At 76.0% G+C, this 21,633-nt stretch carries 17 protein-coding genes, 1 pseudogene and 1 riboswitch; of the genes and pseudogenes, 11 read left to right on the top strand and 7 right to left on the bottom strand.

The annotated features are described in order from the left end of the window. Positions 1 to 109 precede the first annotated feature (109 nt). The 3 genes from OYE22_RS27290 to OYE22_RS27280 all read right to left on the bottom strand — a co-directional run bounded on the left by OYE22_RS27290 (position 110) and on the right by OYE22_RS27280 (position 3,935). Entirely contained in the window at positions 110 to 1,675 is a 1,566-nt protein-coding gene (locus OYE22_RS27290; protein ID WP_277322866.1) for a hypothetical protein, read from the bottom strand. Positions 1,676 to 1,956: 281 nt separating this feature from the next. Further along, positions 1,957 to 3,075, bottom strand: a complete 1,119-nt coding sequence (locus OYE22_RS27285; protein ID WP_277322865.1) for a prolyl oligopeptidase family serine peptidase — start codon at positions 3,073 to 3,075, stop codon at positions 1,957 to 1,959. 116 nt (positions 3,076 to 3,191) lie between these two features. Continuing rightward, on the bottom strand, positions 3,192 to 3,935 hold the full coding sequence (locus OYE22_RS27280) for a class II aldolase/adducin family protein (protein ID WP_277322864.1): 744 nt from the start codon (positions 3,933 to 3,935) through the stop codon (positions 3,192 to 3,194). 366 nt (positions 3,936 to 4,301) lie between these two features. On the opposite strand from OYE22_RS27280, the gene OYE22_RS27275 reads away from it, so the two are divergent. The 7 genes from OYE22_RS27275 to OYE22_RS27245 all read left to right on the top strand — a co-directional run bounded on the left by OYE22_RS27275 (position 4,302) and on the right by OYE22_RS27245 (position 13,747). Beyond that, positions 4,302 to 5,678 carry an inorganic phosphate transporter gene (locus OYE22_RS27275; RefSeq protein WP_277322863.1) on the top strand — a complete coding sequence of 459 codons (1,377 nt, stop codon included), beginning with the start codon at positions 4,302 to 4,304 and terminating at the stop codon, positions 5,676 to 5,678. A 102-nt stretch (positions 5,679 to 5,780) separates the two neighbouring features. Next, positions 5,781 to 6,029 (top strand): hypothetical protein, encoded by a 249-nt coding sequence (locus tag OYE22_RS27270; RefSeq protein WP_277322862.1) that lies wholly within the window; start codon positions 5,781 to 5,783, stop codon positions 6,027 to 6,029. Between the two features lie 229 nt (positions 6,030 to 6,258). Beyond that, positions 6,259 to 6,391: riboswitch (cobalamin riboswitch) on the top strand. Positions 6,392 to 6,556: 165 nt separating this feature from the next. Then, the gene (locus OYE22_RS27265) at positions 6,557 to 7,564 is read left to right on the top strand and encodes a cobalamin biosynthesis protein (protein WP_277322861.1); all 1,008 of its coding nucleotides are present in this window, start codon (positions 6,557 to 6,559) and stop codon (positions 7,562 to 7,564) included. A 14-nt stretch (positions 7,565 to 7,578) separates the two neighbouring features. Next, positions 7,579 to 9,375: a cobyric acid synthase gene (locus OYE22_RS27260; protein WP_277324344.1), complete on the top strand. Its 1,797-nt coding sequence runs from the start codon at positions 7,579 to 7,581 to the stop codon at positions 9,373 to 9,375. Further along, positions 9,375 to 11,627 (top strand): putative cobaltochelatase, encoded by a 2,253-nt coding sequence (locus tag OYE22_RS27255; RefSeq protein ID WP_277322860.1) that lies wholly within the window; start codon positions 9,375 to 9,377, stop codon positions 11,625 to 11,627. The genes OYE22_RS27260 and OYE22_RS27255 overlap by 1 nt, the downstream gene beginning before the upstream one ends. Then, the gene (gene cobO, locus OYE22_RS27250) at positions 11,628 to 12,224 is read left to right on the top strand and encodes a cob(I)yrinic acid a,c-diamide adenosyltransferase (protein WP_176160993.1); all 597 of its coding nucleotides are present in this window, start codon (positions 11,628 to 11,630) and stop codon (positions 12,222 to 12,224) included. Next, positions 12,218 to 13,747: a cobyrinate a,c-diamide synthase gene (locus OYE22_RS27245; RefSeq protein ID WP_277322859.1), complete on the top strand. Its 1,530-nt coding sequence runs from the start codon at positions 12,218 to 12,220 to the stop codon at positions 13,745 to 13,747. The genes cobO and OYE22_RS27245 overlap by 7 nt, the downstream gene beginning before the upstream one ends. Positions 13,748 to 13,818: 71 nt before the next feature. On the opposite strand, the gene OYE22_RS27240 is transcribed toward OYE22_RS27245, so the two are convergent. Beyond that, complete coding sequence (locus tag OYE22_RS27240; protein ID WP_277322858.1) at positions 13,819 to 14,628, bottom strand: ZIP family metal transporter; 810 nt, start codon at positions 14,626 to 14,628, stop codon at positions 13,819 to 13,821. Between the two features lie 230 nt (positions 14,629 to 14,858). On the opposite strand from OYE22_RS27240, the pseudogene OYE22_RS27235 reads away from it, so the two are divergent. After that, positions 14,859 to 15,248, top strand: a pseudogene (locus OYE22_RS27235) (cobalamin biosynthesis protein); the annotation flags it as partial. Positions 15,249 to 15,355: 107 nt separating this feature from the next. Here the strand turns inward: OYE22_RS27235 and OYE22_RS27230 are convergent. Further along, on the bottom strand, positions 15,356 to 15,661 hold the full coding sequence (locus tag OYE22_RS27230; protein ID WP_277322857.1) for a hypothetical protein: 306 nt from the start codon (positions 15,659 to 15,661) through the stop codon (positions 15,356 to 15,358). Between the two features lie 68 nt (positions 15,662 to 15,729). On the opposite strand from OYE22_RS27230, the gene cobC reads away from it, so the two are divergent. Beyond that, entirely contained in the window at positions 15,730 to 16,839 is a 1,110-nt protein-coding gene (gene cobC / locus OYE22_RS27225) for an Rv2231c family pyridoxal phosphate-dependent protein CobC (RefSeq protein ID WP_277324343.1), read from the top strand. A gap of 214 nt (positions 16,840 to 17,053) precedes the next feature. Here cobC and OYE22_RS27220 read toward each other — a convergent pair whose 3' ends face one another. Both OYE22_RS27220 and OYE22_RS27215 read right to left on the bottom strand, forming a co-directional pair. Then, positions 17,054 to 17,860 (bottom strand): SCO1860 family LAETG-anchored protein, encoded by an 807-nt coding sequence (locus OYE22_RS27220; protein ID WP_277322856.1) that lies wholly within the window; start codon positions 17,858 to 17,860, stop codon positions 17,054 to 17,056. A 290-nt stretch (positions 17,861 to 18,150) separates the two neighbouring features. After that, entirely contained in the window at positions 18,151 to 19,251 is a 1,101-nt protein-coding gene (locus tag OYE22_RS27215) for an amidohydrolase family protein (RefSeq protein ID WP_277322855.1), read from the bottom strand. A gap of 426 nt (positions 19,252 to 19,677) precedes the next feature. On the opposite strand from OYE22_RS27215, the gene ectA reads away from it, so the two are divergent. Together ectA and ectB are read left to right on the top strand one after the other, a co-directional pair. Next, positions 19,678 to 20,241, top strand: coding sequence for a diaminobutyrate acetyltransferase (ectA, locus tag OYE22_RS27210; protein WP_277322854.1), 564 nt, complete (start codon positions 19,678 to 19,680; stop codon positions 20,239 to 20,241). Between the two features lie 74 nt (positions 20,242 to 20,315). Then, on the top strand, positions 20,316 to 21,584 hold the full coding sequence (gene ectB, locus OYE22_RS27205; RefSeq protein ID WP_187061505.1) for a diaminobutyrate--2-oxoglutarate transaminase: 1,269 nt from the start codon (positions 20,316 to 20,318) through the stop codon (positions 21,582 to 21,584). The last annotated feature ends 49 nt before the right edge of the window (positions 21,585 to 21,633 follow it).

Genomic DNA, 21,633 nt, shown 5'->3' with positions numbered 1-21,633 from the left:
CGCTGGGCCGCCCACGGGACGGGCTCGGGTGCGGCCGGGCGCGGGCGAGGCGCCGGGGTGGCCGCGCCCGGGCCCGGCCGGCTGGGTCAGCGGGCCGGGTCCGGAGCCCTCACGTACCGCCCGTGTGCACCTGGAAGGCGGCGCGCCGGACCGCCTTGGCCAGGGCCGGGTCGGGGTGGGCGGCGGCCAGGGCCACCAGCACCTGGACCGTGCGCGGGTGGCCGACCTCGCGGACCTCGGCCAGCAGCGCGGGGACCGTGCCCTGGACGGCCGACTCGAGGTGGCGCACCAACAGTCTTATCTCGCCGTGGTCGGCGATCGCCGCCGCCGTGTCCACCCAGAGCCAGGTGGCCTCCTCGCGGGTGAGGACCTCAAGGGTGTCCTCTGGGTCGGCGCCCTCCTGTTCGGCGAGCCAGAGCAGGGCGTAGGGGCGCAGTCGGGACTCGTCCACGGCGGCGCGCACCGCGGGCTCGGCCGGGGCGCCGACCACCCGCAGCGCCTCGAAGGCGAGCCCGCGCAGCAGCGCGTCGTCGCCGCGCGCCGCGTCGAGCAGTTCGGTGACCGCGCTGCCCACCGGGCGGGCGGCGAGCCAGGCGCGGTACTCGGCGCGGGCCGGGCCGGGGGTGAGCTGGGCGCAGCCGCGCAGCATGTCCTCGGCGGGCTGCTCGATGTTGCCCGCGGGGCTCTGCGCGGCGACGCAGATCTGCTCCAGCTTGACCCACACCGCCCAGTTGCCCAGCGCGGTCAGCTCGGCCTCGCGGTCCTCCACGGCCTCGGCGTCGCGCACGACGAGCGCGTCGACCTCGGCGAGCCCGCCCAGCGCCCAGGTCAGCAACGACTCGGGGACCTCACAGGCGGATGCGCCCGCCCCCTCCCCCACCGTCGCCTCCGTGGCGCTCGGCGGCGCGGCCGTGGCCAGGTCGAGGCCAGCGTGCGGGCCGGGCAGCGGCTCGGGCAGGGCGGCGAGCCGGGGGCCCGACCCGGCGGGGCCGTGGTGCGGGGCGCGCTGGCCGTAGGGGACCTCGCAGCGCTCCGTACGCAGTTCCGCGACCCGCTTGCGCAACAGGTCGAGCAGGGCGGGGAAGCCCACCGGACCCGCCGAGAGCTGCAGCAGCGAGAGCAACTGCGGCACGGCCTCGATGACTTCGGCGACGGCGGCCGGGGTGGCCTCCGCGTCGGCGCGGCCGCGCGGGCCCCGGTCGTCCGGGAGCCAGGGGTGGGCGATGGACCAGGCGTCGAAGAGCGCGACCCAGCCACGGAGCACGGCCGAGTCGTCGCGGTCCCAGGCACGCAGCCGCCAGCCCGCCCGGGCGGCGCCGCCGTGCAACTCGATCAGGCCGGCGAGGCGGGCCCGGTCCCAGTCGGTACGTACCTGAGCGGGCGTCAGGCCGAGGGCGGTGGCCGCGCGGTCGGCGGCCACGTCGGACAGGGCGCCGTACGCCCCTGGCCGCAGCGCCGCGTCACCGTTCGGCTCGGCGGCGGCCCAGCGGGCGACGCGGGCGGCACCGGCGAGCGAGGCCCGTGCCTGGCGGGCAAGTTCCGCGGGTGGCGGGGTGCCCTCCGGTGGTCGTGGGGCGGGGCGCGTGCCGCGCTGCGGCACTGCCCGGCGGGCACCGGCGATCGGCCGGTGGGGGACGAGTCGGAGTCGGGAGTCGCGCGGGGTACGGGACGTCACAAGAGCAGTCTTGCCCCTGACGGCCCGAAAACCCAATCGGTGGTCATCCGGCCGCGTTCCCGCAACGGGTGTGGCGGTTGGGGCGGATGAGCCGCCTCCCTGGGCCGTATGGGCGTCGGCCGATCCGAACGTCCGCGCGAGCCGAACACGGCCGTGGCGCGAAAGCCGGGCGAGCGCGGCATGGCGGCCAGGTGAAGGGCGGGCGTCGGCCGCGCTCGGGCGCGCCCTGCCGAGGCCCACGGCAGGGCGCCCGACCGGCGGGCCCGTCGGAGTGGGGGCGCTCAGACCAGCGGGGTGAGGAAACGGCGCAGCGCCTCCTCGTACCCGACGGGGTCGGCGTTCCACATCGCCGCGTGCGGGGCGCGCGGCACGCTGCGCAGGGTGACCAGGTCCGGGCGGCGCTCGGCGAGGGCGCGGGAGCCGGCCCAGGGGGCCAGGTGGTCGTCGGGCCCGTGCATGATCAGCGTGGGGACTTCGAGGCGGCCCGCGTCGGCCAACTCGGCGAAGTGCTCCGCGTGCAGGGAGGCGCGGCCCTGCGCGGCGCGCACCACGAGCGGCAGCAGCGGGGCCGGCGTGCCACGGGCGGCGGCGACGGCGCGCAGCGTGGCCTGCCAGTCGAGCACGGGCGAGTCGAGGACCAGGCCGCTGATCAGGTGGCGCAGGGGCGAGTGCGCCGCGGTGTGCAGGGCCATCGAGGCACCGGTGGACCAGCCGTGGAGCACGACGCGCCGCGCGCCCCGCTGCGCCGCGTAGGCGACGGCCGCGTCGAGGTCGCGCCACTCGGTGTGCCCCAGGTGGCTCACCCCGTCGGGTGACGGGGGCGCCCCGGCGTCCCCACGGTAGGAGACGTCGAGCACCGGGAGTTGCTTGTCGTGCAGGAACCCCATGACGACCAGCGGGTGTTCGCGGGTGCCGCCCAGGCCGTGCACGGTGATCACCCAGGTGTCGCGGGCGGCCGGCACGTACCAGGCGGGGAGCGCGCCGAGTTCGCCCGGGACCTCCACGTCCTCGTAGGCGAGGCCGAGGGCCTGGCCGGGGTCGCCCGCGTACACCTGTGGCGTGAACCAGACGCGGGCGCCCGGCTCCAACGTGCCACGGGTGACCGACTCCAGGCGGCGCACGACGCAGTCGGCGGGGTGCGGCGCGCCCTCGACCACCGGGCCGACGGCGGCGTGGCAGCCGTCGCCGGTCAGCCCGTACGTGCCGGGGCGCTGGGAGGCCAGGGTGCGGGTCAGGGTGACCTGGCCGGCGGCGGTCGAGTGCACGGTGAGCCTGGGCTCGCCGGGCAGCGGGCGGCCGGGGGCCAGGGCGGCACCGCTGGCGTACCGGCCGGCCAGCACGGCCGTCCCGGCACCCAGCACGGTGGTGGCGGCCACGGCCGCCGCGGTACGCAGGCGCATCCTCCCCAGTGTGGGCGGACAGCCGCGCGCCGGCCAGTGGGCCCCGTCCACCGGGTGAGCCGCCGCGGCGGCCCCGGGTGTGGCGCCGGGCGCGGACCCCTCGGCCCGGGCCGGGGTCAGGCGGGCGGTGCGCCGGCTGGTCCGGGGGGTTGGCCGTAGCCGCGCAGGCGGTCGGTGGCCGCGTCGAGTTGCGCGGCGGTGAGCAGCGCGGGGGCGCGGCCGGGGACGGCCGACGCGGCCAGCCAGACCTGGCACATCCACTCCAGTTGGGCGGTGTGCTCGTACGCCCGGCGCAGGGTGTCCGCGTAGACGACCGTGCCGTGGTTGCGCAGCAGGCAACCGGTGCGGTCGCGGAGGGCGGCGAGCACGTGCCGGGCGAGTTCGTCGCTGCCGTAAAGGGCGTACGGGGCGACGCGGACGGGGCCGCCGAGCGCGCCGGCCATGTAGTGGACGGCGGGCAGTTCCGTGACGAGCGTGGAGACGGCGGTGGCGTGCACGGCGTGCGTGTGCACGACGGCGCGGGCGTCGGTGGCGCGGTAGATCGCGAGGTGCAGCGGGAGTTCGCTGGTGGGGCGCAGGTGTCCGACGCGGACGCGGCCGTCGAGGTCGACGGCGAGCATGTCCCGGGGGCCGAGCGCGTCGTAGGGCACGCCGCTGGGGGTGACGAGGACGGTGTCGCCCACCCGCGCCGAGACGTTGCCCGACGTGCCGACGACCAGGCCGTCGCGCGTGCTGCGCCGTGCCGTGGCCACCACCTCGCGCCAGGCCGGCGCGAGCGCGGCCGGGTCCGGCACGGCGGCCGGGGCCCGCCGCTCGGGCCGCTCGTCCGTTGTTTCCCGCTCACCTGAGTCCCGCGCCATGGGCCACCTCCGGGCCCGATCCTGTCAGGGTCCCCCGCCCGGCGCGCCGGGCGGTGTGCGCGGGGGCCCGGGCGAGGCCGTCTCGCCGGGTCGTCACGGACGGTACGGGAGGCTGTTCCATACGGGTGACAGGCGAACGGAAATGGGAGATCCGATGTCCGTCACATGTACAACGGATTGAGGTCTGCCGCACGCCGCTCGCACGCCGCTGACCTGCGACGTTGAGTAGTCGACGAGGAGGCGTGAGAGCTTCACCGCCGCACCCCCCGGACCGCGTCACCGCGATGCCCTACCTCGTTCACCTTCCGTTCACTCTTCGTACCTACGGTCGCCGGGACGTTGCTCCCTCAACGATTGCCTGGGTGAATGGAACACATCACGCTTCTCATCGGGATCGTGATCATCACGGCCTTGGTGTTCGACTTCACGAACGGCTTCCACGACACGGCCAACGCCATGGCCACCACCATCTCGACGGGGGCGCTGCGTCCCAAGACCGCGGTGGCCATGTCGGCGGTGCTCAACCTCGTCGGCGCGTTCCTGTCGGTGGAGGTCGCCAAGACCATCTCCGGCGGCATCATCGACGAGGGGTCCGGTATCCAACCGGAAGTCATCTTCGCCGGTCTGGTCGGCGCGATCGTCTGGAACCTGTTGACCTGGCTCGCCGGGTTGCCCTCCAGCTCCTCCCACGCCCTCTTCGGTGGCCTCATCGGCGCCACCCTGGTCTCCGTCGGCATGGACGGGGTCAACGGCGACGCGGTCGTCATGAAGGTCCTCATCCCCGCGATCGCCGCCCCGCTGGTGGCCGGCGTCGCCGCCCTCGTCGCCACCCGGCTCACCTACCGCATCGCCCGCGACCGCGACCCGCGGGACACCGCCAAGGGCTACCGCGCCGGGCAGATCGCCTCGGCCGCCCTGGTCTCGCTGGCGCACGGCACCAACGACGCGCAGAAGACGATGGGCGTCATCACCCTGGCCCTGGTCACCGGCGGCGTCGTCGCGCCCGCCTCCGACCCGCCGATGTGGGTCATCGTCTCGGCCGGTGTGGCCATCGCGCTCGGCACCTACCTCGGCGGCTGGCGCATCATCCGCACCATGGGCAAGGGCCTCACCGACATCCAGCCGCCGCAGGGCTTCGCCGCCCAGACCGGCGCCGCGACCGTCATCCTGGCCTCCTCGCACCTCGGCTTCGCGCTCTCCACCACCCAGGTCTGCTCCGGCTCCGTGATGGGCTCGGGCCTCGGCCGCAAGGGCGGCGTGGTGCGCTGGTCCACCGCCGGCCGGATGGTCATCGCCTGGGGCCTGACGCTGCCGGCCGCCGGCCTGGTCGCCGGCGCCGCCGCGCTCCTCGCCGACCAGGGCGACTGGGGCGTGACCACGGTCGCCGTGCTGGCCGTCATCGCCTGCGGCGCCATCTGGCTGGCCTCGCGCCGCAAGCCGGTCGACCACACCAACGTCAACGACGTCGAGGGCGCCCCGGCCCCGGCCGCCGCGGCCGTCGCCGTGGACGCCACCGCCCCCGCCACGACGGACGCCCCCGCCGAGCCGGTCGGGATCGTGACCGCCGCCGTGCGCAGCGTCGCCCCGCCGCCCACCGAGGCCGCGCTCGCCCAGTCGGCCGCCGACGCGGCGCCGGAGCCGGCCGCTCCCGGGGACCCGTCGGCGTCCGTCGCCGACGCCCTGCCGGCGCAGCCGACCGCCGCCACGGCATCGGCCTCCGCGCCCGCCAAGGCCACGGTCTAGCCGCCGTCCGGCCCGTCCACCCGTACGGGGCACGCACACGCGCCTCGCGCCCGCGCCCCGTACGACGCGGCCCAGCCGCCCCGACGACAAGGAAGCAGTGCCATGAACATCGACTGGACCGCGCTCGGTCAGGTCTTCGGCGTGAGCCTGGTGGTGACCGTCGCCATGGTGGGCGTCTTCACGCTCGGCATCGTCGGCACCTCCGCCAAGCCCTCCCGCGAGACGGCCACCGGGGCCGCCGGGGCCACCACGGCCAGCGGCCCCGGCGCGCTGGCCCGCTCCGGCGCGTACGCCTGCTTCGCGCTGTGCGCGGCGGCGGTGGCGTACGGGATCTACCTGATCGTCGCCTGAGTCCCTCACCCGTGGCGGTTCGCCGTCGCGGGCCGGCCGCCCCGGTCGGGTGGTGCCGTCTCGACGCGGCGCCGCCCGGCCGGGGCGGTGTTCGTGGTGCCCGGCGCGCCGAGGTGGGCACGTCCGGAGTGGGGGCCTCCCGCTCGGTGGGGCGTTCCGTCGCAGGTCAACGGCGAGTTGACGGGTCTTCCCGGGGCGTGGTGGACTGCCGGGGCCAAACGGCGACAGCAGAGGAAGCCGGTGTGAGTCCGGCGCGGTCCCGCCACTGTCACCGGGGAGCGCTCCCCCAGCGCATGGTCACGGCTCGCACACGACGGGCTGGAAGGCCGGGGTGTGGCGTCGATCCGGGAGCCAGGAGACTCTCGCCGCCGATCACGTCGAACCAGGGCGCGGACCCTGAGTGAGGACACACCGCCATGGCCTGCTGCCGTCCAGCGCCCTTCGCCCTGCCCCGCTCGTCCGGAGGCCGCCGCCCCCGGCGGCCCGGCGCACCGCTCCCCCTTCGAGGCGCGACGGCGAACTGACCGATGCGTACCGATCATGTTGCGTACGCCTGCGGTGCCGTCCTCGGTTTTCTGGGCGACCGTGCCGTCGGCGATCCCCGGCGGGGCCACCCGGTGGCCGCCTTCGGACGCGCCGCCGGCGCCGTGGAGCGCCGGCTGTGGCGCGACGACCGGGGACGCGGGGCCCTGCACACCGCCGTGTGCGCCGGCGGCACGGTGCTCGCCGGGGCGCTGCTGGCGCGCGCCGTGCGCCGCCCGGCCACCGGCGCGCCCGCGCACCGGGCCACGGCGCTGGGCGGCCTCGCCGCCGAGACGGCGCTGACCGCCGCCGCCACCTGGGCCGTGCTCGGCGGCACCACGCTCGGGCGGGAGGCCCGGACGATCGGCGCCGCCCTCGCGGCGGCGGACGTCGACGCGGCCAGGGACGCGCTGCCACGGCTGTGCGGGCGCGACCCACAGGCCCTGGACGCCCAGCAGATGGCGCGGGCGGTCGTGGAGTCCGTCGCCGAGAACACCTCGGACGCGGTGGTCGGGGCCCTGGTGTGGGGCGCGGTCGGCGGCACACCCGGGCTGCTCGGCTTTCGCGCCGTGAACACGCTGGACGCGATGGTGGGGCACCGCTCGCCGCGCTACCGCAGGTTCGGCTGGGCCTCGGCCCGTCTCGACGACGTGGTCGGCTGGCCCGGCGCCCGGCTGACGGCGGCGCTGGCCGTGCTCGCCGGGCCGAACCCGCGCGGCGCCTGGGCCGTCGCCCGGCGCGATGCCGGCAGCCACCCGAGCCCCAACGCGGGCCCGGTGGAGGCCGCGTTCGCCGGCGCCCTCGGCGTACGGCTCGGCGGCACCCTCGCGTACGCGGGGCGCGTCGAGCACCGGCCGGTGCTGGGCGCTAAGAACCGGCCGGTCGAGGTGGCCGACATCGAGCGCGCCGTACGGCTCTCGCGCCGGGTGAGCGCGCTGGCCCTGGCGGTAACCGTCGCCGGGCGACTGGCGTACGGCGCCGCCACCATGGGCACGCACCAGGGGGACCGATGAGGGGGACGGGACGCATGGGCGGTGGGTTGCTGGTCGCCGGGACGACGTCGGACGCCGGCAAGAGCGTCGTGACGGCGGGCATCTGCCGTTGGCTGGCGCGCCGGGGCGTCAGGGTCGCGCCGTTCAAGGGGCAGAACATGTCCCTGAACTCCTTCGTCACCCGCGAGGGCGCCGAGATCGGGCGGGCTCAGGCGATGCAGGCGCAGGCCGCCCGCGTCGAGCCGACGGCGCTGATGAACCCCGTACTGCTCAAGCCCGGCAGCGACCGCTCCAGCCAGGTCGTGCTGCTGGGCAAGCCGGTGGGCGAGCTGAGCGCGCGCGGCTTCTTCGGTGAGCGGGCCCCCGGCGCCCAGGACCCGAGCCCGGTGCCCGGCGGGCGGCAGGCGCTCTTCGAGCCGGTCGTGGCCTGCCTCGAAGAGCTGCGGCGCACGCACGACGTGGTGATCTGCGAGGGCGCCGGCAGCCCCGCGGAGATCAACCTGCGCCGTACCGACATCGTGAACATGGGCATCGCCCGGGCCGCCCACCTGCCGGTGGTGGTGGTCGGGGACATCGATCGGGGCGGGGTGTTCGCCCAGTTCTTCGGCACCACCGCGCTGCTCGCGCCCGAGGACCAGGAGCTGGTCGCCGGCTACCTGGTCAACAAGTTCCGTGGCGACGTCACCCTCCTCGAACCGGGCCTTGAGATGCTGCGCGGGCTCACCGGCCGCCGCACTCTCGGCGTCCTGCCGTACGCCTCCGGGCTCGGCATCGACGAGGAGGACGGGCTGCGGGTCTCGCTGCGTGGCGCGGTGCGCGAGGCGCCCGTCGCGCCGCCGGTCGGGGACGACGTGCTGCGGGTCGCGGTGTGCGCCGTGCCGCTGATGTCCAACTTCACCGACGTGGACGCCCTCGCGGCCGAACCGGGCGTGCTCGTACGGTTCGTGGACCGGCCCGCCGAACTGGCCGACGCCGACCTCGTCGTGGTGCCCGGCACCCGTGGCACCGTGCGCGCCCTGGCCTGGCTGCGCGAGCGCGGGCTCGCCGACGCGCTGGCGCGGCGCGCCGCCGATGGCCGGCCCGTGCTCGGCATCTGCGGCGGCTTCCAGGCGCTGGGCGAGCGCATCGAGGACGAGGTCGAGTCGCGGGCGGGCACCGTCGCCGGGCTCGGGCTGCTGCCGGTGCGGGTGCGCTTCGCGCGCGAGAAGACGCTGGCCAGGCCGGTCGGCGAGGCCCTGGGCGAGCGCGTGGAGGGATACGAGATCCACCACGGGGTCGCCGAGGTCGGCGGGGGCACGGCGTTCCTCGACGGCTGCCGGGTCGGCTCGGTGTGGGGCACGCACTGGCACGGCTCGCTGGAGAGCGACGGCTTCCGGCGCGCGTTCCTGCGCGAGGTGGCCGAGGCGGCGGGCCGGCGCTTCGTCCCGGCGCCCGACACGTGCTTCGGGGCGCTGCGCGAGGAGCAGCTCGACCGGCTCGGCGACCTGGTCGAGGAACACGCGGACACCGACGCGCTGCTGCGCCTCATCGAGCAGGGACCGCCCCCGGGGCTGCCCTTCGTCCCACCGGGCGCCCCCGCGCTCCCCACTCCCGTATCGGCCGAGAGTGCCCGTCGCGCCGACCACACCGACCGCGCGGACGAAGGGGTGCCCGCGCCGCGTCAGGCCACCACGCCACCGGCCCCGCCAGCACCTCCCGGGCCGCGCGCGCCGCAGGCCACGCCGTCCGTCGAACACCCCCGCGAGCGCGGGGTCCAGGCCGAACCGGTGGCGCGTACCGCCGCCGACGGCGCACCCCGCCAGAGCACCACCCGCGAAAGGGGCACCAGCTGATGACCTCGGCCACCTACCCGTTCACCGCCGTCGTCGGCATGGCCGACATGCGGCTCGGCCTGCTGCTCAACGCCGTGTCGCCGGCGATCGGCGGGGTGTTGGTACGCGGCGAGAAGGGCACCGCTAAGTCGACCATGGTGCGCGGCATCGCCTCGCTGCTGCCCACCATCGAGACCGTCCCGGGCTGCCGGTTCTCCTGCGACCCGGTCGCTCCCGACCCGGGCTGCCCGGACGGCCCGCACGAGCCGGGCGCCGGCGCCACCCGGCCCTCGCGCCTGGTCGAGCTGCCCGTCGGCGCCTCCGAGGACCGCCTGGTCGGCGCGCTCGACATCGAGCGGGCGCTGGCGGACGGCGTGAAGTCCTTCGAGCCGGGCCTGCTCGCGGACGCCCACCGCGGCATCCTCTACGTGGACGAGGTCAACCTCCTCCACGACCACCTGATCGACCTGCTGCTGGACGCCGCCGCCATGGGCTCCTCGTACGTGGAGCGCGAGGGCGTCTCCGTACGGCACGCCGCGCGGTTCCTCCTCGTCGGCACCATGAACCCGGAAGAGGGCGAGCTGCGCCCGCAGTTGCTGGACCGGTTCGGGCTGACCGTGGAGGTCGCGGCCTCCCGCGAGCCCGACGAGCGGGTCGAGGTGGTGCGGCGCCGGCTCGCCTACGAGGAGGACCCGGCCGGCTTCGCCGCCCGCTGGGCCGAGGACGAGGCCGAGCTGCGCGCGCGGATCGCGGCGGCCCGCGCGCTGCTGCCGAGCGTCGTGCTCGGCGACGGGGCGCTGCGGCAGATCGCCGCCGTGTGCGCGGCGTTCGAGGTGGACGGGATGCGCGCGGACATCGTGACGGCGCGCACCGCCACCGCGCTGGCCGCCTGGGCCGGCCGCACCGAGGTGACCACCGAGGACGTACGGCAGGCCGCGCTGCTCGCGCTGCCGCACCGGCGGCGCCGCAACCCCTTCGACGCGCCGGGCCTGGACGAGGACAAGCTCGACGAGATCCTGGACGCCTACCAGCCGGAGCCCGAGGGCCAGGCCCCCGAGGACGGCGAGGGCGAGGCGGACGGCGACGACACCGATCCCGATGGTCCCGACGGTCCCGACGGGCCCGGCGGCGGCCGCTCCCCCGACGACGGGCCGCCCCAGGACGGCGGCGGTCAGGGCTCCGGGGCCGAGCAGCCCGCCGAGCAGCCGTCGCTGCCGGAGCAGCGCGCGGACGACGCGGCACGTCCTGAGGCACCCGAGGCCGACCCGCACCAGGCCCCGGCCGCCGGCGAGGGCGGCGAGGGGCAGGGCGTGGACGCGCGGGGCGCGGCGCCGGAGCGGCCCGCCGTGGCCGCGGGCGAGCCGTTCGCCGCGCGCGTGCTGAACGTGCCGGGGCTCGGCGAGGGCGCGGCCGGGCGGCGCTCGCGGGCCCGCACCGCGCACGGGCGTACCACCGGCTCGCGCCGCCCGCACGGGGTGCTGGGCAAGCTGCACCTGTCGGCGACGGTCCGGGCCGCGGCCCCGCACCAGCGGGCCCGGGGGCGCACCGGGGCCGGCCTGCTGCTGCGCCGCGACGACCTGCGCGAGGCGGTGCGCGAGGGCCGCGAGGGCAACCTCGTGCTGTTCGTCGTGGACGCCTCCGGGTCGATGGCCGCGCGGCAGCGGATGAGCGCCGTCAAGGGCGCGGTGCTCTCGCTGTTGCTCGACGCCTACCAGCGGCGGGACAAGGTCGGCCTGGTCACCTTCCGGGGGCGGGGCGCGGAGTTGGCGCTGCCGCCGACGTCGTCCGTGGACGCGGCGGCGGCCCGCCTGGAGCGACTGCCCACCGGGGGCCGCACGCCGCTGGCCGCCGGGTTGCTCAGCGCCCGCGAGGTGCTGCGGGTCGAGCGGCTGCGGGACCCCTCGCGGCGCCCGCTGCTCGTGGTGGTGACCGACGGCCGGGCCACCGGCGGCGGCCAGCCGGTGGCCCAGGCCACGCGCGCGGCGCGGCTGCTCGCGGCCGACGGCGTGGCCTCGGTGGTCGTGGACTGCGAGTCGGGGATGGTGCGCCTGGGCCTCGCGGCGCGGCTCGCCGGCGAGTTGCGCGGCCCCGCGGTGACCTTGGACGAGTTGCGTGCGGACAGCGTCACGGCGCTGGTCCACGGGGCGCGTGCGGCGCGCGACGGCGGCCCCGCACGGCCCCGGCAGGGCGAACGAACCACGACCGAGCACGGGCCCCGACACCGGGGCGCGCGGCCGGGGCGACGGACCGACATCACGGAGAGGGTCGCGTAAATGCCACAGGGAAAGCCTTCGATGGTGCCCGACGACGGGCTCACCACGCGCCAGCGCCGCAACCGGCCGCTGGTGTTCGTGCACACCGGCGTCGGCAAGGGCAAGTCGACGGCCGCCTTCGGGCTCGCGCTGCGGGCCTGGAACCAGGGCTGGCCTATCGGGGTGTTCCAGTTCGTGAAGTCCGCCAAGTGGAAGGTCGGCGAGGAGCGGGCGCTGCGCGTGCTCGGCGACTCCGGCGAGGGCGGCACGGTCGCCTGGCACAAGATGGGCGAGGGCTGGTCGTGGGTCCAGCGTGACCTGGCCTCCAGCGAGGAGGCGGCGCGCGAGGGCTGGGAGCAGGTCAAGCGCGACCTGGCGGCCGAGACGTACCAGCTCTACGTGCTGGACGAGTTCGCGTACCCGATGCACTGGGGCTGGGTGGACGTCGACGAGGTGGTCGCCACGCTGCGGGACCGGCCCGGCACCCAGCACGTCGTGATCACCGGGCGCAACGCCCCGCAACCGCTGGTGGACTTCGCCGACCTGGTCACCGACATGTCCAAGGTCAAGCACCCGATGGACACCGGGCAGAAGGGCCAGCGGGGCATCGAGTGGTAGGCACGACCTCCGTCCCCCGCCTGGTCATCGCCGCGCCCTCCTCGGGCAGCGGCAAGACGACGGTGGCGACCGGGCTGATGGCGGCCTTCGCGGCGAGCGGCCTGGCCGTCTCGCCGCACAAGGTCGGCCCGGACTACATCGACCCCGGCTACCACGCGCTGGCCACCGGCCGCCCCGGCCGCAACCTGGACGCGTACCTGTGCGGGCCCGACGCGCTGCCGGGGCTGTTCGGGCACGGCGCGCGCGGCGCCGACCTGGCCGTGGTCGAGGGCGTGATGGGGCTGTACGACGGGGCCGCGCACCAGGGCGAGTTGGCCTCCACGGCCCAGGTCGCCAAGGTGCTGCGGGCCCCGGTGGTGCTGGTCGTGGACGCCGCGTCGCAGTCGCGTTCGGTGGCGGCGCTGGTGCACGGCTTCGCCTCCTGGGACCCGGAGGTACGGGTCGCCGGGGTGATCCTCAACAAGGTCGGCTCGGACCGGCACGAGGAGCTGCTGCGCGAGGCGCTCGCGGGCTCCGGCGTGCCGGTCCTCGGGGCGCTGCGCCGGGTGGGCGCCGTGCACACCCCGAGCCGGCACCTGGGCCTGGTCCCGGTGGCCGAGCGCCACGCGGAGGCGGTGGAGTCGGTGGCCGCGCTGGCCGACCGGGTGCGCGCGGGCTGCGACCTGCCGGCCCTCCTAGAGCTGGCCCGCTCGGCTCCCCCGCTGCCCGGGCCCGCCTGGGACCCGGCGCGCAGCCTGCGCGAGGCGCGGGCCGTGGACGCCGGACCCGCGGCCGGGCCGGACGCGGAGTCGGGTACGGAGCCGGCCGCCGAGTCGGGTACGGGGCCGTCGTCGGGCTCCGGGCGCGGGGCGCGGCCGGTGGTGGCCGTGGCCGGCGGCTCGGCGTTCACGTTCTCGTACGCCGAACACGCCGAGCTGCTGACCGCGGCCGGCGCGGATGTCGTCACCTTCGACCCGCTGCGCGAGACCCGGCTGCCCGAGGGCACCCGCGGGCTGGTCATCGGCGGCGGGTTCCCGGAGGTGTACGCGGCCGAGCTGTCCGCCAACGAGCCGCTGCGCGCCGCCGTCGCCGCGCTCGCCGCCTCCGGCGCCCCGATCGCCGCCGAGTGCGCCGGCCTGCTCTACCTGGCCCGCTCGCTCGCCCCGAAGCCGGACGAGGCGGGGGCCGCGCCGCTGCCCATGTGCGGCGTGCTGCCCGCCGACGCCCGCATGTCGGGCCGGCTGACCCTGGGCTACCGGGAGGCGGTGGCCCTGTCGCCGAGCCCGCTGCTGCCGGTCGGCGCCCGGGTACGCGGGCACGAGTTCCACCGCACGGTCATCACACCGGGCGCGGGCGAGGGCCCCGACGGGCCCGAGGACGGCGCCGACGGTGGCCCGGCGGCGCTGCCCGCGTGGGGCGTCGTGCGTCCCACCCGGCAGGTCGAGGGCTTCGTACGCGGCGGGGTGCACGCCTCGTACCTGCACGTGCACTGGGCGGCCACGCCCGGCATCGCGGCGTCCTTCGTGCGGAGCTGCTCGCCGTGAGCCCCGCACCATCCGGCGCGGGGCGACAGGGCCCCGGCGCCGGGCCCGGCCCGTGCGCGTCGGCGCGCCGCTCAGTGCGCGGCGCCGACCACCAGCCACACGAAGCCCACCCCGGCCACGGTGCAGCCCAGCGTGGAAAGCGCCGGGTGGTCGTGGTGCGCCTCGGGCAGGATGTCGGCGGCGGCGAGGTAGAGCAGGACGCCGCCGAAGAAGCCCAGGTAGATGCCGAGCGCCTGGTCGGGCACGGTGAACAGCAGCGTGGAGGCGGCGCCGACGACGGGCGCGACGGCGTCGGCGCCCAGCATCAGCACGGCCTTGCGCCGGGCGTTGCCGTACAGGCTGGTCAGCGTGTACGTGTTGAAGCCGTCCGCGAAGTCGTGGGCGATGACGGCGACCGCGACGGCCAGCGTCATCTCGTCGCTGACCTGGGCGGCGAGTCCCAGCGCGACGCCGTCCATGGCGCTGTGCCCGACCATGGCCGCGGCTGCGGTCAGCCCCACCTGCGGCGCGCGCCCCGGCAGCGCGCTCGCCGGCTCGGCCGGCCGGGCGGCGGCGCTGGCCCCGGCACGGGCCCCGGCCCCGCCCGTCGTCACCGGCGCCGGCTCCACCACGTGGTGGGCCGCGACCCGCTCGGCCAGCAGCCGCTCCACCGCGTGCGCGAGCAGGAAACCACCGACGAAGCACAGCAGCGCCGCGGGCACGCCGTACACCTCGTCCCCGGCGACCTCCAGCGCCTCCGGCAGCAGGTCGAGCCCCACCACGCCGAGCATCAGGCCGCCCGCCAGGCCCAGGATCAGGTGCCTGCGGTCGGTGACACGGTGCGCGGTCCAGCCACCGAGCAGCGTCATCACCAACGCGCCCAGCGCGATCACCACCGGCATGGACTCGCTCCTCTCGCGCTCACCACGCCCCCGGGCCGCCCGCGACGCCCCGCGCTCACCGCGGCTCGTCCCCACCCCCACCCGCCACGCTCCCGCCACCGGTCGCGGCGCCCTGTCCCGGGCCCGCCGCCGGTGCCACCGCGTGTCGCGACGGACACGCAGCGTACGCGGGGCTCGCGGGCGATGCCATGACCGCCCCGCGACCCACCGCCGAAAGCCCGTCGGTGCCGGTCTTCGTCGGCGTGGGGGCCAGCCGCGACGCGCCCGTGGACGAGGTGCTCGGGCTCATCGCCGACTGCCTCGCCGAGGCCGGTCGCGCGCCCGCCGCCGTCGCCGCCCTGGCCACGGTGGACGTCAAGGCCGACGAGCCCGCGCTGCGCGAGGCGGCCGAGCGGTTCGGGGTGGAGCTGTGGACGTATCCGGCCTCGGCCCTCGCGGCGGTGGCGGTGCCGCACCCCACCCGCGCGGCGCTCGCCGCCGTCGGCACGCCCAGCGTGGCCGAGGCCGCCGCGCTCCTCGCGGCCGGCCCGGGCGCCCGGCTGGTCGTGGACAAGCGCAAGTCCGCTCCGCCCTGCGGCCCGCCGGCCGCGACCTGCGCGCTGGCCCTGCCCGCCCCGGGCCCGGCGCCGCCGGCCGAGGCGCCGGCCGGCGGCCAGCGGCCGTCGCACGTCCCCCGGTGGCCCGGCGCCGGACCTGCCCGACGCCACCCGGACGACCAGCGGTAACGTCACGAGCGCCGCTCGGCCACCCGCCACGGCCGCCCCGACCCGCGCGCGGCGCGCCCCGCCCCGCCGGCGACGCCCGGCGCGGGCGCCGGTACGACGGGCCCGCCCCACGCGCGGCGCCCCGCGCCCGGACGCCTGACGCGGACACCGGCACCGGCACCGGCACCGGCACCCCGACCACACAGCACCACCCGGCACACCAGCACCAGCACCAGCACCAGCACCAGCACGGAGGAGATCGCGTGATGAGCCCGCCAGCGCCGCGGCCCGCAGGCCAGGGCGTACCAGGTCGTGACATAGCAGGCCATGGCGTGCCAGGCCGACTGACGGGTGGTCGGCCCGCCGTGGCGGGGGCGTGGGAAGCGTGACGATGCCGATGTCGCACGCCGCGACCGAGCGCGGCCCCGCCGCCGACCGCCCAGGCGCCGTGCCGGACCGGGCGCCCGACCTGCGCCACCACGGCGACGCCGAGGTGCGCGGCGCCGCGGCCGAGCTGACCGACCTCGCGGTCAACGTGCGCGCCGACACCCCGCCGAACTGGCTCAAGTCCCGCATCGCCGCCTCCATCGACACCCTGGCCGCCTACCCCGACGGGACGGCCGCACGCGCCGCGGTGGCCGAGCGGCACGGCCTCGCCCCGGAGCGGGTGCTGCTCACGGCGGGCGCGGCCGAGGCGTTCGTGCTGATCGCCCGGGCGCTGCCGGGCCGCCACCCGGTGGTGGTGCACCCGCAGTTCACCGAGCCCGAGGCCGCGCTGCGGGACGCGGGGCGCGCCGTGCGGCGGGTGCTGCTGGAGCCGACCGACGGCTTTCGGTTGCGCCCGGACGCCGTACCCGACGACGCCGACCTCGTGGTGATCGGCAACCCGACCAACCCGACGTCCGTACTGCACCCCGCCGAGGCGATCGCCGAACTGGCCCGCCCCGGGCGCACGCTCGTGGTGGACGAGGCGTTCATGGACGCGGTACCGGGCGAGAGCGCGTCGCTGGCCGACCGCACCGACGTGCCGGGTCTGGTGGTGCTGCGCAGCCTCACCAAGACCTGGGGGCTGGCGGGGCTGCGCATCGGTTACGTCATCGCCGCCCCACGGACCGTCGACGCCCTTGAACGGGCCCAGCCGCTGTGGCCGGTCTCCTCGCCGGCGCTGGCGGCGGCCGAGGCGTGCAGCGCCCCGCCGGCCCGGGCCGAGGCCGCCCACGCGGCGTACCGCATCGCCGCCGACCGGGCCCATCTGATCGCCCGGCTGGCCGAGTTCCCCTCGGTCCGGGTGTGCGAGCCGGCCGCCGGGCCCTTCGTCCTGGTCCACCTGCCGGGCGCCGACGCGGTGCGCGGGCGGCTGCGGGAGCTGGGCTTCGTGGTGCGCCGCGGCGACACGTTCCCGGGCCTGGGCCTGGACTGGCTGCGGCTCGCCGTACGGGACCGGGCCACCACCGACCGCTTCGTGACGGCCCTGTCCCGCGCCCTGCCGGGGGCCCGTACGGACTGAGGCGTAGGAGGGCTGGGGCGTACGGAACGCGGCGTACGAGCCGCGACGTACGGATCGTGGCGTACCGCTGGGACGGCGCGGCGTACGGCTGAGGCGGCGAGCCGCGCGCGGGCGTGACGGGCGGGGTGAGTGGCGGTCCAGACGGGTGGCGTCCCGGGCGCTGGCCCGGGACGCCAGATCAGACCAATCAGAACAGTCAGACCGGTCAGACCAGTCAGGCCGGCGCGGGGCCGGTGCCCGGCGTCCCGGGGCCGTTCGCGTCCGGGCCCGGGCGGGCGGCGGCGCGGCTGCCGGGCGTGGCGCACGTCGCCTCGGCGAGCGTGACCCGGCCGGTGACCGAGGCCACGTTCAGCCGCAGCGGGTTGATCGTGACCCGCAGGTCGAGGGCGGCCGAAGCGGCCGTGCGCGAGGTGGTGGTGGTCTCGGCCACCGCGAGCCGCACCTCGCCGACGCCCGGCACGGTGACCTTCCCGGTGCGGCCGGCGCCGAGCGTGACCCGCTCGCCGAGCACGGTGACCGTGCCGAGCGGCGCGGAGGTCGCGACGGGCCTCGCGCCGACCTCGCACACCGCGCGGGAGGTGACCTGCTCGGCCTCGACCAGGGGCAGCCCCGGCAGGCCGGGAACGTTCACCCGGGCCTGGCTCAGGCTGGCGTACCCGGTCGCGGCGCGCGCCGTACGGGTCGTACGGGCGGTGACGGCGTCGGCCCGCAGGACGGTCACCGGCCTGCCCTTGGCCACGCCGTCGAGCAGCACCGTGAGCGCGGTCTTCTCCCCGCTCAGCGGCGCGCGCACCTCGTTGACGGGGACCTCGACCGGCACCCGCAGGGCGTCGTCGAGCAGCGCGACGTCGAGCCCGGCGCGCAGCACCACGGCGCTCGCCGCGCCGGTGTCGGCGCGCCCGCCGCCGTCGTCGGCCCGCGCGGGCGCGCCGGTGTCGGCGCACAGCAGGCCGCAGCAGGCGGCCAGGGTGGCGGCGCGCCGTGCGGAGACGGCTAAGAAGGAGTCGTTGGAACGGGACACGTGTGGAACCCCCACGGAAGACACGGAGTCGCCGGTCGCGGTCGGCAGGACGCGCGCACGCCGACGACCTTGGCCCCGTCATGCTGGCGCACGGGGAGTGAGCGGGCGCCTACCCGTCGCGCGTTCACCGCATCGGGTGAATCCGGTCCCTGTTTTTTCCGCCCTCCCCCATCCGCCCCACGGGTCCCACCTGCGTCGCCGGCCCACCTCGGCCCGGGGCCGGGTGCGGCTGACCCGGACGGCGGACGGGTCCCGCCGTCCGGGTCAGCCGTTCGGCGCAGCGCGCGGTCTCAGCCGACGACGCGCCCGCGCAGCACCACGCGGCGGGGCGCGGACAGCACGCGGACGTCCTCGCGCGGGTCGGCGTCGTAGACCACCAGGTCGGCGGCGGCTCCCTCGGTCATGCCGGGGCGCCCGAGCCACTCGCGCGCGCCCCAGGTGGCGGCGGACAGCGCGTCGATGGCGGGTATGCCCGCCTTCACCAGTTCGGCCACCTCCTCGCCGATCAGCCCGTGGGCCAGCGAGCCGCCCGCGTCGGTGCCGGCGTAGATGGGCACGCCCGCGTCGTAGGCGGCTCGCACGGTGTCGTAGCGGCGCTCGTGGAGCCGGCGCATGTGGGCCGCCCAGCGCGGGAACTTGGCCTCGCCGCCCTCGGCCAGCTTGGGGAAGGTGGCGATGTTGATCAGGGTGGGCACGATGGCCACGCCGCGCTCGGCGAACAGCGGGATGGTGTCCTCGGTGAGCCCGGTGGCGTGCTCGACGCAGTCGATGCCCGCCTCCACCAGCGGGGCCAGCGACTCCTCGGCGAAGCAGTGCGCGGTCACCCGGGCGCCCAGCCGGTGCGCCTCGGCGATCGCCGCCGCCACCTCGCCGGGCGGCCAGCACGCCGACAGGTCGCCGCTCTCCCGGTCGATCCAGTCGCCGACGAGCTTCACCCAGCCGTCGCCGCGGCGCGCCTCCTCGGCCACGTAGGCGACCAGGTCGGCGGGTTCGATCTCGTGTGCGTAGTTCCGGATGTACCGGCGAGTACGGGCGATGTGGCGGCCCGCGCGCACGATGCGGGGGAGGTCGTCTCGATGGTCGATCCACCGGGTGTCCGACGGCGAGCCCGCGTCCCGCAGCAGCAGGACCCCCGCGTCCCGCTCGGTCACCGCCTGTCGCTCGCTGGTCGACGCGTCCACCGGTCCGTGCGCGTCCAGGCCCACGTGGCAGTGGGCGTCGACCAGGCCGGGCAGCGCCCAGCCCTCCACGACCCGTACGTCCCGGGCCCCGGCCGGGCGGTCGAAGGTGATCTTTCCGTCGACCACCCAGAGTTCGTCATGGACGTCGTCGTCGGCGACCGGCCCGGCCAGTACCCGCCCCTTGATGTGCAGCACCGCGCTCTCACTCATGGACGGAACTCTACGAGCCCCACCAAGCGGCCCGGACGGCTCCGCCCCGGTCGCGACAGGGGCTCCCAAAAGACCGATGAACACTCAACCGAAGCATCCACCCTGCGCTTATGCTAATGAATTCCCAGCACTACGAAGATACTTATTCAGCTCAGCAACCCATATTCTCCTGCCCGCTTTCCCGCACCCTAAACGCCAAGGTTTCGCTAGCGGTGAGTACGCAATTCCGTAGCGACTCAAGGCCGTTATGAATCTGTGACGTAACGCACAGGCCGCCCGCTTTGCCCAGTAAATACGGGTCAAACCGGGACTTCCTGCCGACCGGTTGCGCGCCCGCGCGTCCCCGCGTGATACCACACGACCCCCCTCCCACGTAACCCCTCCTCGCGATGCAATTTCCGATTCAGCTCGGTAAATTCAATTTGCATGACCGCCGCACAAGCAGACCTTGCACGTGCCCACAGCGAATTCCTGGAAATTCCGGAGGGACTGGAGCTCGACACCCCAGGCGTCGAAGACGGAGCCGCGATCTGGCGCATCGCCCGCGACTCCAAGGCGCTGGACCTGAACTCCTCGTACAGCTACCTCCTGTGGTGCCGGGACTTCGCCTCCACCTCCGTGGTGGCCCGCTCCCAGGATGGCGAGCCGGTTGGCTTCGTCACCGGGTACATCCGCCCTGAGCGCCCGCAGACCCTCGTCGTCTGGCAGGTCGCCGTCGACGACGCCTGCCGTGGCCGGGGACTCGCGGGAGCACTGCTTGACGGACTGACCGCGCGGGTCACCGCCGAGAGCGGCGTCCGCCGCGTGGAGACCACCATCACGCCGGACAACGCCGCCTCGAACCGGCTGTTCACGTCGTTCGCCGAGCGGCATGGAGCCACGGTGGAGCGTGAGGTGTTGTTCGACGGGCAGATGTTCCCCGAGGGGTCCCACGAGCCCGAGGTGCTGTACCGCATCGGGCCACTGGCCCCACCCGCCGAGCACCCCTGACCCAGGCCCGGCGCCACCCCCGAACCACTTCCCCCACTCGTCACCCCTCGCCACTGAACTTCCAGGAGCACGCTGTGACCATCACCCAACCCGACCTGAGCGTCTTCGAGACCCTGGAGTCGGAGGTGCGCAGCTACTGCCGAAGCTGGCCCACCGTCTTCGACCGCGCCCAGGGCAGCCGCATGTACGACGAGGACGGCCACACCTACCTCGACTTCTTCGCCGGGGCCGGGTCACTCAACTACGGCCACAACAACCCGGTCCTCAAACGCGCCCTGATCGACTACATCGAACGCGACGGCGTCACCCACGGCCTGGACATGTCGACCACGGCCAAGCGCGCCTTCCTGGAGTCCTTCCAGCGGACGATCCTGCGCCCGCGCGACCTGCCGTACAAGGTGATGTTCCCGGGCCCGACCGGCACCAACGCCGTCGAGTCCGCGCTCAAGCTGGCCCGCAAGGTCAAGGGCCGCGAGTCGATCGTCTCCTTCACCAACGCCTTCCACGGCATGTCCCTCGGCTCGCTGGCCGTGACCGGCAACGCGTTCAAGCGCGCCGGCGCCGGCATCCCGCTGGTGCACGGCACGCCGATGCCGTTCGACAACTACCTGGACGGTCGGGTGCCCGACTTCCTGTGGTTCGAGCGCCTGCTTGAGGACCAGGGCTCCGGGCTCAACCAGCCCGCCGCCGTGATCGTGGAGACGGTGCAGGGTGAAGGCGGCATCAACGTGGCCCGCGCGCAGTGGCTGCGCGAACTGGCCGACCTGTGCAAACGCCGCGACATGCTGCTCATCGTCGACGACATCCAGATGGGCTGCGGACGCACCGGCGCCTTCTTCTCCTTCGAGGAGGCCGGCATCGTCCCCGACATCGTCACCGTCTCCAAGTCCATCAGCGGCTACGGCCTGCCCATGGCCCTGACCCTCTTCAAGCCCGAACTCGACGTCTGGGAGCCCGGCGAACACAACGGCACCTTCCGCGGCAACAACCCCGCCTTCGTCACCGCCGCCGCCACCCTCGACACCTACTGGGCCGACGGCCAGATGGAGAAGCAGACCCTCGCCCGCGGCGAGCAGGTCGAGGAGGCGCTGCGCGCCATCTGCGACGAGCACACCCGGCTCGGCGCCGAGTACCGGGGCCGCGGCCTGGTCTGGGGCCTGGAGTTCACCGAGAAGTCGCGGGCGTCGGCCATCGCCCGCCGCGCCTTCGAGCTGGGCCTGCTGATCGAGACCTCGGGCCCGGAGAGCGAGGTCGTCAAGCTGCTGCCGGCGCTGACCATCACCCCGGAGGAGCTCGACGAGGGCCTGCGCACGTTGGCGCGCGCCGTCCGTGAGACCGCCTGACCACCACACCCCCGCGGCCATCCGCCGCGCGGAGGCCACCCGTGCCCCC

Origin of the sequence: Streptomyces sp. 71268 (assembly GCF_029392895.1) — a bacterium.
GTDB lineage: Bacteria > Actinomycetota > Actinomycetes > Streptomycetales > Streptomycetaceae > Streptomyces.
This window is presented reverse-complemented; position numbering and strand designations above follow the sequence as displayed.

What these genes read in the sequence shown, in the direction of transcription:
- OYE22_RS27265 (WP_277322861.1), top strand. Translation starts at nt 6,557, where the DNA reads ATGCGTACCGATCATGTTGCGTACGCCTGCGGTGCCGTCCTCGGTTTT.
- OYE22_RS27260 (WP_277324344.1), top strand. Translation starts at nt 7,579, where the DNA reads ATGGGCGGTGGGTTGCTGGTCGCCGGGACGACGTCGGACGCCGGCAAG.
- OYE22_RS27255 (WP_277322860.1), top strand. Translation starts at nt 9,375, where the DNA reads ATGACCTCGGCCACCTACCCGTTCACCGCCGTCGTCGGCATGGCCGAC.
- OYE22_RS27215 (WP_277322855.1), bottom strand. Translation starts at nt 19,251, where the DNA reads ATGAGTGAGAGCGCGGTGCTGCACATCAAGGGGCGGGTACTGGCCGGG.
- cobC (WP_277324343.1), top strand. Translation starts at nt 15,730, where the DNA reads ATGTCGCACGCCGCGACCGAGCGCGGCCCCGCCGCCGACCGCCCAGGC.
- ectA (WP_277322854.1), top strand. Translation starts at nt 19,678, where the DNA reads ATGACCGCCGCACAAGCAGACCTTGCACGTGCCCACAGCGAATTCCTG.
- OYE22_RS27285 (WP_277322865.1), bottom strand. Translation starts at nt 3,075, where the DNA reads ATGCGCCTGCGTACCGCGGCGGCCGTGGCCGCCACCACCGTGCTGGGT.
- OYE22_RS27275 (WP_277322863.1), top strand. Translation starts at nt 4,302, where the DNA reads ATGGAACACATCACGCTTCTCATCGGGATCGTGATCATCACGGCCTTG.
- cobO (WP_176160993.1), top strand. Translation starts at nt 11,628, where the DNA reads ATGCCACAGGGAAAGCCTTCGATGGTGCCCGACGACGGGCTCACCACG.
- OYE22_RS27270 (WP_277322862.1), top strand. Translation starts at nt 5,781, where the DNA reads ATGAACATCGACTGGACCGCGCTCGGTCAGGTCTTCGGCGTGAGCCTG.
- OYE22_RS27280 (WP_277322864.1), bottom strand. Translation starts at nt 3,935, where the DNA reads ATGGCGCGGGACTCAGGTGAGCGGGAAACAACGGACGAGCGGCCCGAG.
- OYE22_RS27240 (WP_277322858.1), bottom strand. Translation starts at nt 14,628, where the DNA reads ATGCCGGTGGTGATCGCGCTGGGCGCGTTGGTGATGACGCTGCTCGGT.
- OYE22_RS27230 (WP_277322857.1), bottom strand. Translation starts at nt 15,661, where the DNA reads ATGGCCTGCTATGTCACGACCTGGTACGCCCTGGCCTGCGGGCCGCGG.